This is a genomic window from Streptomyces sp. NPDC051041, from assembly GCF_044456065.1.
Taxonomy (GTDB): domain Bacteria; phylum Actinomycetota; class Actinomycetes; order Streptomycetales; family Streptomycetaceae; genus Streptomyces; species Streptomyces glaucus.
On the sequence record NZ_JBITFM010000011.1, the window covers coordinates 18769 to 31678 of the forward strand.

Here is a 12910-nt window from a genome sequence, read left to right on the forward strand (position 1 = left end):
CGTGTCGCTCACGCGCGGGTCCACTTCTGGTTGGCCTGGCCGTTGCAGGTCCACAGCACCAGCGGGGTCCCGTTGGCGGTGCCGGCCCCGTTGGCGTCGAGGCACAGTCCGGAGTGGACGTTGCGGATCGAGCCGTCGGGGCCGACGGTCCACTTCTGGTTGTTCTGGCCGTTGCAGGGCCAGGTGATGACACGGGTGCCGTTGGTGGTGCCCTGGTCGTAGGCGTCCAGGCACTTGTCGCCGTAGACGCGGATCTCGCCGCCCGCCCATGTGGTCCACAGCTGGTTGGCGGCCGTGTGGCAGTCCCACAGCAGAGTCGCGGCGCCGGCGGCCGTGGAGGCGTTGTCCACGTCCACGCAGCGGCCGGAGGCGTTGCCCCGCAGGCGTGAGGTGGTGGCGGCCAGCGGGCTGCCGCCGCTCACCCGGTACGCGGCGACGCCGTGCGCGGGGACGCTCGCCGAGATCTGCCCGGACGTGCTCGACGTGGAGCCGGTCCACAGGTCGGTGAGGGTGAACGGTCCTCCGCTCAGGCCGATCTGGGCGGCCGTCGTGGTGACCGTCGCTGCGCTCTCGCCCCGGTTGAACAGCCCCACCGCGACCGAACCGTCCGCCAGGGGCTTGGCGAACACCTCGATGTCGCCGTCATCGCGCACCCTGCGTCCGCCCGCGCCCCGGGAGTCCTGGTTCACCGCCAGCAGGCGCGGGTTGCGCAGGATCGCGCTGACGTCGGCGGACATCGTGCGGATGTCGTTGCCGGCCATCAGCGGGGCACTCATCAGCGCCCACAGGGCGAAGTGGGAGCGGGACTCGGTCAGCGACAGGCCGGGGCGGCCGACGACCAGCATGTCGGGGTCGTTCCAGTGCCCCGGGCCGGACTGTGCGGCCAGCGGCGCATTGACGTCCAGGACGTTGCCGACGCCCATCGGGTAGCTGTTGGTGTTGCCGTTCTGCCAGATGTCGAGCAGGTCCTCGGTCGTCCGCCACAGGTCGGCGACCTCGCCCCAGTTGTACGTGGATCCCGTGATGGCGTGGAAGCTGTTGGGGTTGATGCTGTAGACGATCGGCCGGCCGGTGGCGCGCAGGGCATCACGCATCAGCTTGAACCGCGCGACCTGCTCGTCACGCGTGCCGCTCGAGGAACACCAGTCGTACTTGAGGTAGTCGACCCCCCACGAGGCGAACGTGGCGGCGTCCTGGACCTCGTGGCCCCTGCTGCCCGTGGAGCCCGGGTAGGTGCCCACGGTCTGCGCGCAGGTGCGCTCGCCCGGCACCTGGTAGATGCCGAACTTCAGGCCCTTGCTGTGGATGTAGTCCCCGAGGGCCTTCATCCCGCTCGGGAACTTCGTCGGGTTGGCCCGCAGGTTGCCCTGCGCGTCACGCTGCGGGTCGAACCAGCAGTCGTCGACCACCACGTACCGGTAGCCGGCGTCCCGCATGCCCGAGGACACCATCGCGTCGGCGGCCTGGCGGACCTGGGCCTCGGTGATCCCGCACCCGAAGCTGTTCCAGCTGTTCCACCCCAGCGGTGGGGTGAGCGCCGGACTGCCCGGCGCGGCCGTGGCGGTGGACTGCGCTGAGGCCGTCACGGCCGCGGTCACCGTCAGCGCGGCGGCCGTGAGGAGGCGGAGCAGTCGCCCGCCTGATCGTCTGGGCACCGGGACTCCTTCGGCAGGTGGAGAGAGGGGAGGAGAGGAGAGTTCGAAATTTCGACTGACGTTCGGAAACTTCGGATGCCCCACGGATACTAGAGAGGCGGCCGGTCATGTCAACACCTCCTCGAGGAGCGGGATCTGACGCGTGATCGGCAAGAGAGCGAGGCTGGGGCGCACCGACTCCGCGCCAGACGCTTCGAACATTTCGAAGCGACGCGCGACTCGTGCGAGAAGGGTTGACGGGGTACGCCGACCTCCTATCCTCCAGAATGCTCGGCAAGTCGCACCACGTTCGATATTTCGAATGCGCCAGGGTCACTCCGACCGCTGAACTCGAGGTGAACACCTCCATGGATCTGTCATGGTCACATCAACCGCTCACTCGTCGCCGCACGCTCGCGGCCGCCACCGGCCTGGCCGCCGGCGCCCTCCTCCCCCCCGGGCCCGCCCTCGCGACCGCGGCGCAGTACACGAACCCGGTGATCTGGCAGGACTTCGCGGACCTCGACATCATTCGCGTCGGCGACACCTACTACGCCTCGGCCTCGACGATGCACTACTCGCCGGGCGCGCCCGTTCTGCGGTCGTACGACCTGGTGAACTGGGAGATCGCCGGCCATTCGGTACCCGTCCTCGACTTCGGCGCCAAGTACGACCTGAACGGCGCCCGCGGCTATGTCAGAGGAATCTGGGCGTCGTCACTGGCCTACCGGCCCAGCAACAGGACCTTCTACTGGCTCGGCCAGATCGACTTCGCCCGGACGTACCTCTACACCGCCACCGCGGTGGAGGGGCCGTGGAACAGGCTGACGACGATCAGCACCCCCTACTACGACGCCGGCCTGCTCGTCGACACCGACGACACCCTCTACGTGGCGTACGGCAACACCACCATCAGCGTGGCCCAGCTCTCGCCCGACGGCCGCGACCAGGTCCGCACGCAGGAGGTGTTCAGGACACCGTCCAGCGTCGGCACCCTGGAGGGCGCCCGGTTCTACAAGATCAACGGGCAGTACTACATCTTCCTGACCCGCCCCGCGAACGGCCAGTACATCCTCAAGTCCTCGAGCGGCCCCTTCGGCCCGTACACGATGCGGCAGGTCCTCCTCGACCTGCGCGGACCGATCCCCGGCGGCGGCGTCCCCCACCAGGGCGGGCTGGTGCGGACGCAGAGCGGCGCCTGGTACTACATGGCCTTCGTCGACGCCTACCCCGGCGGCCGCCTGCCCGCCCTGGCACCGGTCGTCTGGACCGCGGACGGCTGGCCCGTCGTACAGCTCGTCAACGGCGCGTGGGGCACCACGTATCCCAGTCCGGCCGTACCCGCTCCGCCCCGCCAGGTCACCCCGATGACCGGCGTCGACACCTTCGACGGTACGACCCTGAAACCGGGATGGGAGTGGAACCACAACCCCGACAACACCAAGTGGTCCGTCGGCAACGGCCTGACGCTGCGGACCGCGACCGTCACCCACGACCTCTACTGGGCCCGCAACACCCTCACGCACCGCATCCAGGGCCCCACCTCCACCGCCACGGTCCAGCTCGACCACTCCGCGATGCGGGACGGCGACCGGGCCGGGCTTGCGCTGCTGCGTGACTCCTCCGCCTGGATCGGCCTCAAGCGCGACGGCGGTACGACACGGGTGGTGATGGTCACCGGGCTGACCATGGACAGCAACTGGAACACCACCGGCACCGGCACCGAGATCGCGAGCGCGCCCGTCTCCGGCGGCCGCATCTGGCTGCGCGCGAACGCGGACATCCGCCCTGGCGCACCGCGCCCCGGGACCTTCTCCTACAGCACCGACGGCATCACGTTCACCCGTCTGGGACCCGCCTTCTCCATGGGCAACGACTGGCGGTTCTTCATGGGCTACCGGTTCGCCCTCTTCAACCACGCCACTCAGGCCCTCGGCGGCGCGGTCCGCGTCACGCGGTTCGAGGTGTCCACACCCTGAACCGGTCCATCGACCGCACCGCCCGGCCCCCGCCCCGACCAGGAGAACCATGAGCCCGCTGGAACAGCTCGGTCCTCGCCGGGCATCCGTCCCGAGCGTGCCGGCCGCGGCCGTCCCGATGAACCCGGCACCAGCAGAAGAAGAGGCAGGCTGCAACCAGTACCCGAGCCACCGGACCGGACGGCGGTCGCTGCTTCCGCTGCCGGACCTCGACCCTCCTGGCCGGCGCCCCGGGCGCCCCGCGCCGCGTCCGGGAGCAGCCCGCTCGGACCGGGACCCGCCCCTCCCGGACGGTGAGGAGTCAGGCGCTGGCCCGGACGGCCAGGCGGGTGGGGAGGACCAGCGGGGTGGGGTCCTGCCCGTTGACGAGCGCGACGAGCATGCGCGCCATTTCCCGTCCGAGAGCCTCTACAGGCTGATGGACGGTGGTGAGCGGCGGATCGGCGATCCGGGCGACCGTCAGGTCGTCGAAGCCGACCACGGCGACGTCGGCGGGGACCCGTCGGCCGGCCTCCCGCACGGTGCGCAGCGCTCCCACCGCCATGTTGTCGTTGGCGGCGAACACTCCGTCCACGTCGGGGTGTTCCGCCAGCAGCGCGGCCATGGCGGCGGCCCCGCTGCGCTCCGTGAAGTCCCCCTCCAGCGGCGGGAACGGATCGAGACCGGCGCCCAGCATGGCGTCCCGGTAGCCGCGGTACCGGGCGCGCCCGGCCTCGGTGTCCAGACGCCCGCAGATCACGGCCACGCGCCTGCGGCCGAGCGAGACCAGATGCTCGGTCGCCTCGCGCGCTCCGCCGACGTTGTCCACGTCCACGTACCACCGGGGAGCCGAACCGACCGGGCGGCCGCCGAACACGACGGGCATCCGCGCCTCGTCGGCCATCCGGGTCAGCGGATCGTCCTCGCGCAGCGCCATCAGCATCACACCGTCCGCGCCCCTGGACCGCAGGAGCTCCTCCACCCGCTTGCGGCCCCGGTCGGAAGCGGCCAGGCACAGCATCAGATGCAGGTCCGCCTCGTCCAGGGCGGCCGACGCTCCCACGATCACCCGGGCGAAGAACGGATCAGCGAAGATCGACGGGTCCTCTCCCGAGACGACCAGGGCGGCCGCTCCCGTCTGACGGGTGGCCAGCGCGCGGGCGGTCGGATTGGGTACGTAACCGAGTTGCCGCACGGCCCGTTCGACGGCCTCGCGCTTGGCGCGGCTGACGTGCGGGGCGTTGTTGAGGGCGCGGGAGGCCACGGAGCGGGAAACACCGGCGCGTTCGGCCACCTCGTCGAGCGTCGGATGCCGACGCGGCGCTGCTTCTGCCATGGCTCGTGAGTCTTTCACAGGCGGGGAGCGCTCAGGGACGCAGAGATGGGAGCGCTTCCAGTGCAGTGGTCTACAGGACCTGCGTCCCTTCTGTGAAAGTCGAATGCTGCGCCGACCATTGACAGCCCAACCACCCACCCACACGATTGGGACCGCTTCCAGTGGGAGCGCTCCCAAAGCGCACCTCCTCCGAAACCGAGGTACTGTCTTGAGCCGCAGACTCCGCACCCTGATGGCAGCGCTCTGTGCTCTGCCGCTGGCGTTCGCCGCCGCACCCTCCGCCCACGCGGCCGACCCCACCACCATGACCAACGGGTTCTACGTGGACCCCGACTCGAGCGCGAGGCGGTGGGTGGCCGCCAACCCCGGCGACGGCCGGGCCGCCGCGATCAACGCCTCCATCGCCAACACACCGATGGCCCGCTGGTTCGGCTCCTGGAGCGGCACCATCGGCACCGCAACAGGTGCCTACGTCGGAGCGGCGGACCAGCGGGACAAGCTGCCCATCCTCGTCGCCTACAACATCTACCACCGTGACTACTGCGGCGGGCACTCCGCCGGCGGAGCCGCCTCGCCGTCCGCCTACGCCAGCTGGATCTCCCAGTTCGCCGGAGGCATCGCGGCCCGCCCGGCCGTCGTCATCTTCGAACCGGACTCCCTCGGGGACTACGGCTGCATGACCCAGGCCCAGATCGACGAGCGCGAGGCCATGCTCACCGGTGCCCTCGCCGAGTTCAACCGCCAAGCCCCCAACACCTGGGTCTACATGGACGCCGGCAACCCGCGCTGGGCCGACGCGGCGACCATGGCCCGGCGCCTCCACGAAGCCGGCCTCCGACAGGCCCACGGCTTCTCGCTCAACGTCTCCAACTACATCACCACCGCCGAGAACACCGCCTACGGCAACGCCGTCAACAACGAACTGGCCGCCCGCTACGGCTACACCAAGCCGTTCGTCGTGGACACCAGCCGCAACGGCAACGGCTCCAACGGCCAGTGGTGCAACCCCTCCGGCCGCCGCATCGGCACGCCCACCCAGACGGGCGGAGGCGCCGAGATGCTCCTGTGGATCAAGACCCCGGGCGAGTCCGACGGCAACTGCGGTGTCGGAACCGGCTCCACGGCCGGCCAGTTCCTCCCCGAGGTCGCCTACAAGATGGTCTACGGCTACTGATCCGGGACTCCCGCCGCCCGCACAGGCGACCGGCAGTCCGCCGGGGCGGCGGGCACTCCCCCGGCCACCTCATCGGAGAGGGGCCGACGTGATCCCCCCTTCGAGGGCCTGGACGTGCGATCCGGCCATGGAGCAGTCGTCCAGTCCCAGCAGGCCGGCGCGGCGCGTCTCGGTCAGCAGGGCCGAATCAGCTCAGGCGTTGCCGGTCGGTTCGGGCGTTGCCGGTCTGCTCGTTGCCGGGGAGAGGCGTGCCGCGCGGGAGGTGAGGTGGCGCCGTTCGGGTGCGCTGAGGGCACGCCGGGCGGCATCGCGGTAAACGTCCGCCGCTGCGTCGTGCCGGCCGAGCATCTCCAGGAGGTGGGCCCTGGTGGCGAGCAGACGGTGGTGGCGTGCCATGCGCTTGTCGGATCGCAGGGTCGCGAGCAGGTCGAGTCCGGCGGCGGGACCGTGCACCATGGCGACGGCGACCGCGCGGTTGAGGGTGACCACCGGGTTGGGAGCGATGTGCTCCAGCAGTTCGTACAGCGCGAGGATCTGCTGCCAGTCCGTGGTGTCGACGTGGTCGGCCTCGTCGTGGACGGCGGCGATGGCGGCCTGTATCTGGTAGGGGCCGATCCGCCCTCGCGGCAGGGTCCTGCCGATCAGGTCGGTTCCCTCGGCGATGAGCCGGCGGTCCCACTGACTGCGGTCCTGCTCCGCCAGCGGCACCAGGTCACCGGCGGGGCCGGTGCGAGCGGGACGGCGTGCTTCGGTGAGCAGCATCAGTGCCAGCAGGCCTGCCGTTTCGGCGTCGTCGGGCAGCAGGCGGTGCAGCAGCCGGGTGAGCCGGATGGCCTCGGCCGACAGGGCGGGCGCGGTCAGGTCGGCGCCGTCCGTGGTGGTGTATCCCTCGTTGAAGATCAGGTACAGCACGTGCAGCACCTCGCGCAGCCGCTCGCCACGGTCTGCCGCCTCGGGCATGCGCAGCGGTATGCCGGAGGTCCTGATGGTCTGCTTGGCCCGGCTGATGCGCTGGGCCATGGTCGCCTCCGGGACCAGGAAGGCGACGGCGATCTGGGCGGTGGTCAAGCCGCCGACCGCGCGCAGCGTCAGAGCGATCCGGCTCGGCGCGGACAACGCCGGGTGGCAGCACAGGAACAGCAGCGCGAGGGAGTCGTCCCGGTCGGCGTCCGGCTCGGCGTCGGCGGCTCGGCTGAGCAGTTCCGCCTGCGGGGTGGCCAGGGCGATGCGGTCCTCGCGGCGCCGCCGTGCCTGCTCACTGCGCACGTGGTCCACGAGCTTGCGTGAGGCGACGGTGACCAGCCAGCCCCTCGGGTTGTCCGGCGTTCCTTCGGCGGGCCACTGCAGCGCCGCGGCGAGCAGGGCCTCCTGTACGGCGTCCTCACACGCGTCGAAGGCGCCGTACCGGCGGAGCAGCGCACCGAGGACCTGCGGCGCCAGCTCGCGCAGCAGGTCCTCGACGCCGTGATCCACGCTCACGCGTCCGCCGCGGACTCGTGCAGGACGGGCCACAGCTCGACCGGCTCCACATCGGCGAAGGGCATGTCCGCCACGATCTGCTGCGCGCGCTCCTCGCTCCCGCAGTCGAGCAGGTAGAAGCTGGCGATGTACTCCTTGGTCTCCAGGTAGGGCCCGTCGGTGACCGCCGGGGCTCCGTCCTTGCGGCGCACGAGCCGGGCGTTGGCCGCGTCCGCCAGGCCGTAGGCGCCCACGAGCTCCCCGGTCTCCCGGTACTTCCGGTTGAACGCCTCCTGCCTGGCGATGGCCTCCGGCCATGCCTCGGCCGGGAAGGAGTCCCACTTGGCCTGGTTGCCGTAGATCATCGCGACGTACTTCATCCCGGGTGTCCCCTCGGTCCCGCGCGCCCCGTCGGCGCGCTGTCATCCCCCGGTCGGAGCCGGAGACGAGCTCTCGACATCCGACGACAGCTTTCTTCGGCTTTTCTTCTGCGGGGCCGAAGGCGGTTCCCCACGCCCCCTCGTGACACAAATGATCAACCTATCCGGTCTTTCCTCGACGGGGACAGCCGTCCGTGCACTCGCGTGCGCCCGGCTCGGCGGACAGACCTGTGCGCCGGCGCCCGATCACAGCCGGGTGGTGCACCGGCCGTCGGGCGGTTTCCGCGGCCCGTCGCGGTCGGCCGGTCGGCGTCTCCCGGCTGCCGCGGATCACCCGGGCTCGGGGGCGTGCGGGCTCGTCGAGGGCGGTTCGGCCGGGCGTTCCCGGCCGCCGTCGTGGCCGGACGCCACCACGACGACCAGACCCACCACGACGGCCCCGGCGGCCGCCCGGCCGGCGGCCCGCACCGCCCAGCCCGGCAGCGACACGCCCTCGCGCCGCCGCGGCGCGCCCAGTCGCTCGGCCCGCCGGGCGGGTCGCAGCAGGCGGGCCAGCAGCAGGGCCGCGACCGGGAGTTGCAGCAGCCACAGCACGGTGCGCGGCCATCCGCCGTACCAGACGTTGGTCCCGTACAGCAGGGTGTGCCACACGCTCAGCACGTACACGACGATCACGAAGCGGTGCAGGCGCCGCCAGGTGTTCGCCCCGATGCGGTGCCGGACGTAGAACAGCAGGCCGAGCGGGATCGCCAGGTACAGGGCGCCCTGGCCGATCGGGATGGCGATCCGGCCGGTGCCCGAGTCGTACCAGCCGGGCACGAAGCTGTCCGCGAATCCCGCCCACAGGCGTTCGGCCCACGCCAGCCGGGCCTCGTAGCGGACGAGTTCGGCCGCGAACATCAGCGCGTGCGCGAACATCAGGGCCGTCGTGGTCAGGCTCGTGGTGCGGTGCCAGCGTTCCAGGACCTGCCGGGAGACCGGCAGCCGGGCGGGGCGCGGCCCCGACAGCAGCAGACCGAGCATGACCGTGCCCCAGGCCCACAGCAGGCCCGACCAGCCGAACGCCTGGCTGAGCAGGTACATCCAGTACGTGCCGGGATCGTCCATGAACGGCATGACCGCGGTCGTCGCCGAGTCGCCCCACTCCATGCGCGCGTACAGGAACGCGAAGACGGCCGCCGTGACCACGACCGCCGCGCTCGCGTCGGGCAGCGCGGCCCGCAGGTCGGCGCGCAGGGCGACGCGGTCGGCCGGACGCCTGTCACGGGCGGGCGGGGCCGTGCCGTCGTCCTGCGGCGTCTCTGGGAGCATCCTGGGCCTTCCGGGCGCGGGACACCGACGGGCGGTGTGCGCGGGCGGTGGGAGGAACCAGTGTGGCCGAAGTGGCCGGGAGTACCGAGGTCACATCCGGCCAGAGTGGCTTCCGGGGCCGGCCGGGCCGCCCCGGGGCTGCGACGCCCGCCCGCGAACCGCCCGAGGACCCGCCGCCGCGCCGCTCGGTGACGGCGCAGGCCGTTGACGCAGAGCGGAGCCCATGGCGACGATGGCCCGCGATGGCATGCGACGAGTCGGCCGTGGACGTGTCCGTGGAGATGACGATGCTGCAGTGGCACCACATCGACGGCGGCATGGACAACGAGGTCTCGACAGCGGCGGAGGACGGCCGCGACGACATCATCGAGATGGGTCACGCTGTTCGCGAAGCCGGCTGGAGCCAGGTGGCGGGCTGGACACCGGGTGTACCCGGATCCGGCAGATGGCCGCCGAACGACGAACGTGTCACCGTGACGTTGACCCGGAAGCAGTGGCGGTTCGTGGTCCGTGTCCTCGACTACTGGGAGGCCGTCAGTCGTCGGACCCATCCCGCTGCTGACAGGAGGTTCTGGCCGGTGCTCCGGGAGATCATCGTCGCAAGGGTGGGAGGCGAGTCGGCGTAGGGCGGTCTCCTCGCGGGTCGCGGGAACCCTTCGGGGGATGCCGCGGGTGCTGGTGGAGTCCCCTGCCCCCGCCGGGAAAGACGTCCGGTGCACCCGGAGGTGCCGTAGGACGCCCTCCGCTCCGTGACGCCGTACGGGCGCCGGCCGCATCGGGACCGGGACGACCTCGGCGCTCCCGGAAAGGGACAGCCGCACCCTCCGCCGCCTGCTCCATCGCCTGGTCCGGGAACTGGACCCCGAATCCCCGGCCCCGGACACCGGGACCGTCCGGCGGAGGACCACGGCCCCGCTCGGGGAGGCCGGCGCGTCGGACTCCTAGGCGTGCCGGGCGTGCCGGGCCGGGCGGGCCGCGGTGGTGGCGCCGAGCAGCCGCCGGGCCGCGGCCAGCGCCAGCCCGCCGGAGAGCAGCGCGTAGACGCCGACGATCTGCGCGAGGATGATCGCGCCCACGTCCGGCCGGGCCCACAGGAGCGCCCCGGCGACGACCGAGGCGGCGCCGGCCAGGAACAGCGACCACTCGTGGTGCAGTTCGCGGCGGAAACGCACCGCTGCCCAGATCTCCGCGACGCCGGTGGTCACGGCCCAGACACCGACCAGGACGACCAGCGCCGGCGCGGTGATGCCCGGCCAGGCGATGGCGGTCACGCCGACCGCGACGCCCAGGGCGCCTCCGGCCGCGTGCGCCAGGCGGTGCGTCCTGTCCCCCTCCCGGTGGAAGGCGCTCACCAGCAGAGCCGCGCCGTCGACGAGTGCGTAGACGCCGAACAGCAGCGCCAGCGCCGACGCCGTCACTCCCGGCCACACCAGCGCCATCATCCCGAACGACACAGCCGCCGCCCCGCGCAGGACCAGCGTCCACCTCAGCTGCCGCCGCACACCCTCACCTTTCGTTCGACCGGACGGGTCCTCCCTCGTACCCCCGTGGGGCCGCCCGTATCGGCCGGAAACGTGCGCCCCCGGGCGGCCGCCCCGCGCCGCGCGTCGTCCGCGGGCGGGACGGGGCCCGTGCCGCCTGCGGACACGGCCGCGGCCCGCTCCCCCGCCCCGCCCGGCCGGACCGGCACCCCGGTCCCGGCACGGGCGGGTTTGGAACCGGCCGGTCCGGCCGGGTGCGCGAGGCGTCCCGTCCCCGGCTTCCCGCCCATCGCGGCGCCCCTGTCACCCGAGGGCGGAGCCCGCCGCCCGGATCGACGGCCGCCGGGAGAGGTGCCCCGCGACGCCCTCGGGCGCGGGGCCGGCCACGGGCGTACGGCGGTCATGGTCGCAAGCGGCGATTACGGGTAGCCGTGGCAGTGGACGCGGGTACGTCCGCCGGGGGCGTGCCCGACTTCCGGCGGGAGAGTGACGTGGTGTCCTCCGGACTGGGCAGGGAAGCGGGCGGATGGCGGATGCTGTCGGGCCTGTTGGCGGACAGCCATCTGACGCCGGTGGAGCTGTTGCCGGCCAGAGCGTCCGAGAACGCCGCGGCGGCGGGGTTTCCCCGCGTGCTGATCTACCTGGCGGATCTGCAGCGGCGGGTGCTGCGGCTGCTGGCCGCGGAGGGCGCGGGCGCCGAGGAGGACGACAGGCAGCTGTCCGTCCAGGGCACCGTGGCCGGGCGGGCCTTCCAGCACGGGCAGATCCTGCCGGCCGGACCCGCGGGGGAGGAGGGCCGTGACTGGTGGGTGCCGCTGCTGGACGGCACCGAGCGCCTGGGCGTGCTGCGGGTCAGCGCGGTCCACGACGACGAGCTCGCGCGGGAGGGCATGGAGCGGCTGGCCTCGCTGCTCGCGCTGATCCTCCACAGCAGGCGGGAGAGCAGCGACTTCCTGGCCCGGGTGGAGCGGGCCGAGCCGCTGAACGTGGCGGCGGAGATGCAGTGGCAGCTGATGCCGCCCCGGGTGTACGCCGACGGGCGGGTGGTGATCGCCGCGACGATGGAACCGGCCTACCAGATCAGCGGGGACGCCTTCGACTACGCCACCGACGGCCCGCTGGTCCATCTGTCGATCTTCGATGCGATGGGGCACGACACCGCCGCCGGCCTGTCCGCCAACCTGGCCGTCGGCGCCTGCCGCAACGCCCGCCGGCATGGAGGCGACCTGGTCGCCTGCGGGGAGGCGGCGGAAGCGGCACTGATCGAGCAGTACGGCCAGCGGCGTTACGTCACCGGCATCCTGGCCACGCTGGACACCCGGGACGGGACGCTGTCGTGGGTCAACCGCGGCCACCACCCGCCGGTGATCATCCGGGGCAGCCGGTGGACCACCCATCTGCGGTGCCCGCCCGCCCATCCGATGGGCACCGATCTGGGCCTGGACAGCCACCTGTGCCGCGAACAGCTGCAGCCCGGCGACCGCGTCGTGTTCTACACCGACGGCATCACCGAAGCCGGCGGCACGGGAGACGCCCAGTTCGGCCTCGAGCACTTCACCGACTTCCTCATCCGGCACCACGCCGACGGCCTGTCCGTCCCCGAAACCCTGCGCCGGGTGATCCGCGCGGTGCTGGAGCACCACGACGGCCGGCTCCAGGACGACGCCACCGTGCTGTTCTGCCAATGGCTCGGCCCCCGCCCCGGTCCCACCGAGGAGGCGGCCGACCTGGGCGGGGTGCCCGAACCCGCCCGTCCCGCACCGGCCGACGACGGCGGGAGGACCCCATGACGAGCAGCGGCCTGCACCTGGACGTCGTCGAAACCCGCGGCCCGCTCGCCGTCGCCGCCGCGCGCGGGGAGATGGACCTGCACACCGTCGCCGGTTTCCACCCACGGGCCACCGCCCTGATCGACGACCACCCCTACGTGATCCTGGACCTGTCGGGCGTCACCTTCTGCGACTCCTCCGGACTCAACACCCTGCTGCGGCTGCGCCGCCACGCCGACGAGAACGGCGGCCGCCTCACCCTGGCCGCCCCCGCCGGCCGGATCATGCGCATGCTGCGTCTGACCGGCGCCGACACCGTCTTCCCGCTGTACGCCAGCGTCACCGAGGCCAAGGCGGCCCAGCCCCCGGACATCCGCTGACCGACGGGACCGGGCGGAGCGGAGCACGG

At 72.3% G+C, this 12910-nt stretch carries 11 protein-coding genes; 5 read left to right on the top strand and 6 right to left on the bottom strand.

The annotated features are described in order from the left end of the window. Positions 1-8 precede the first annotated feature (8 nt). On the bottom strand, positions 9-1655 hold the full coding sequence (locus ACIBAI_RS18545; protein ID WP_399035491.1) for a glycoside hydrolase family 27 protein: 1647 nt from the start codon (positions 1653-1655) through the stop codon (positions 9-11). Between the two features lie 347 nt (positions 1656-2002). On the opposite strand from ACIBAI_RS18545, the gene ACIBAI_RS18550 reads away from it, so the two are divergent. Further along, a complete protein-coding gene (locus ACIBAI_RS18550) occupies positions 2003-3613 on the top strand; it encodes a glycoside hydrolase 43 family protein (RefSeq protein WP_399035493.1) in 1611 nt (536 codons plus the stop codon). A gap of 301 nt (positions 3614-3914) precedes the next feature. On the opposite strand, the gene ACIBAI_RS18555 is transcribed toward ACIBAI_RS18550, so the two are convergent. Continuing rightward, positions 3915-4928 (bottom strand): LacI family DNA-binding transcriptional regulator, encoded by a 1014-nt coding sequence (locus ACIBAI_RS18555; protein ID WP_399035495.1) that lies wholly within the window; start codon positions 4926-4928, stop codon positions 3915-3917. Positions 4929-5136: 208 nt separating this feature from the next. Between ACIBAI_RS18555 and ACIBAI_RS18560 the strand changes: the two genes are divergently transcribed. Continuing rightward, positions 5137-6102, top strand: a complete 966-nt coding sequence (locus ACIBAI_RS18560) for a glycoside hydrolase family 6 protein (RefSeq protein WP_399035497.1) — start codon at positions 5137-5139, stop codon at positions 6100-6102. Positions 6103-6294: 192 nt separating this feature from the next. On the opposite strand, the gene ACIBAI_RS18565 is transcribed toward ACIBAI_RS18560, so the two are convergent. The 3 genes from ACIBAI_RS18565 to ACIBAI_RS18575 all read right to left on the bottom strand — a co-directional run bounded on the left by ACIBAI_RS18565 (position 6295) and on the right by ACIBAI_RS18575 (position 9251). Then, positions 6295-7581 (bottom strand): RNA polymerase sigma factor, encoded by a 1287-nt coding sequence (locus ACIBAI_RS18565; protein ID WP_399035499.1) that lies wholly within the window; start codon positions 7579-7581, stop codon positions 6295-6297. After that, complete coding sequence (locus tag ACIBAI_RS18570) at positions 7578-7940, bottom strand: YciI family protein (RefSeq protein WP_399035500.1); 363 nt, start codon at positions 7938-7940, stop codon at positions 7578-7580. Before ACIBAI_RS18570 ends, ACIBAI_RS18565 begins: the two co-directional genes overlap by 4 nt. A 330-nt stretch (positions 7941-8270) precedes the next feature. After that, on the bottom strand, positions 8271-9251 hold the full coding sequence (locus ACIBAI_RS18575) for a ferric reductase-like transmembrane domain-containing protein (protein ID WP_399035503.1): 981 nt from the start codon (positions 9249-9251) through the stop codon (positions 8271-8273). A gap of 242 nt (positions 9252-9493) precedes the next feature. Here ACIBAI_RS18575 and ACIBAI_RS18580 point away from each other — a divergent pair, with 242 nt between their 5' ends. Next, positions 9494-9877: a hypothetical protein gene (locus ACIBAI_RS18580; protein ID WP_399035505.1), complete on the top strand. Its 384-nt coding sequence runs from the start codon at positions 9494-9496 to the stop codon at positions 9875-9877. A gap of 315 nt (positions 9878-10192) precedes the next feature. Here ACIBAI_RS18580 and ACIBAI_RS18585 read toward each other — a convergent pair whose 3' ends face one another. Beyond that, entirely contained in the window at positions 10193-10753 is a 561-nt protein-coding gene (locus ACIBAI_RS18585; RefSeq protein WP_399035506.1) for an HdeD family acid-resistance protein, read from the bottom strand. A gap of 473 nt (positions 10754-11226) precedes the next feature. On the opposite strand from ACIBAI_RS18585, the gene ACIBAI_RS18590 reads away from it, so the two are divergent. Beyond that, positions 11227-12522, top strand: a complete 1296-nt coding sequence (locus ACIBAI_RS18590; RefSeq protein WP_399035507.1) for a PP2C family protein-serine/threonine phosphatase — start codon at positions 11227-11229, stop codon at positions 12520-12522. Further along, positions 12519-12881 (top strand): STAS domain-containing protein, encoded by a 363-nt coding sequence (locus ACIBAI_RS18595; protein ID WP_399035509.1) that lies wholly within the window; start codon positions 12519-12521, stop codon positions 12879-12881. The genes ACIBAI_RS18590 and ACIBAI_RS18595 overlap by 4 nt, the downstream gene beginning before the upstream one ends. Positions 12882-12910: the final 29 nt, after the last annotated feature.

Coding starts and splice junctions, on each gene's coding strand:
- ACIBAI_RS18550 (WP_399035493.1), top strand. CDS start 2,003: ATGGATCTGTCATGGTCACATCAACCGCTCACTCGTCGCCGCACGCTC.
- ACIBAI_RS18555 (WP_399035495.1), bottom strand. CDS start 4,928: ATGGCAGAAGCAGCGCCGCGTCGGCATCCGACGCTCGACGAGGTGGCC.
- ACIBAI_RS18570 (WP_399035500.1), bottom strand. CDS start 7,940: ATGAAGTACGTCGCGATGATCTACGGCAACCAGGCCAAGTGGGACTCC.
- ACIBAI_RS18575 (WP_399035503.1), bottom strand. CDS start 9,251: ATGCTCCCAGAGACGCCGCAGGACGACGGCACGGCCCCGCCCGCCCGT.
- ACIBAI_RS18580 (WP_399035505.1), top strand. CDS start 9,494: ATGGCATGCGACGAGTCGGCCGTGGACGTGTCCGTGGAGATGACGATG.
- ACIBAI_RS18595 (WP_399035509.1), top strand. CDS start 12,519: ATGACGAGCAGCGGCCTGCACCTGGACGTCGTCGAAACCCGCGGCCCG.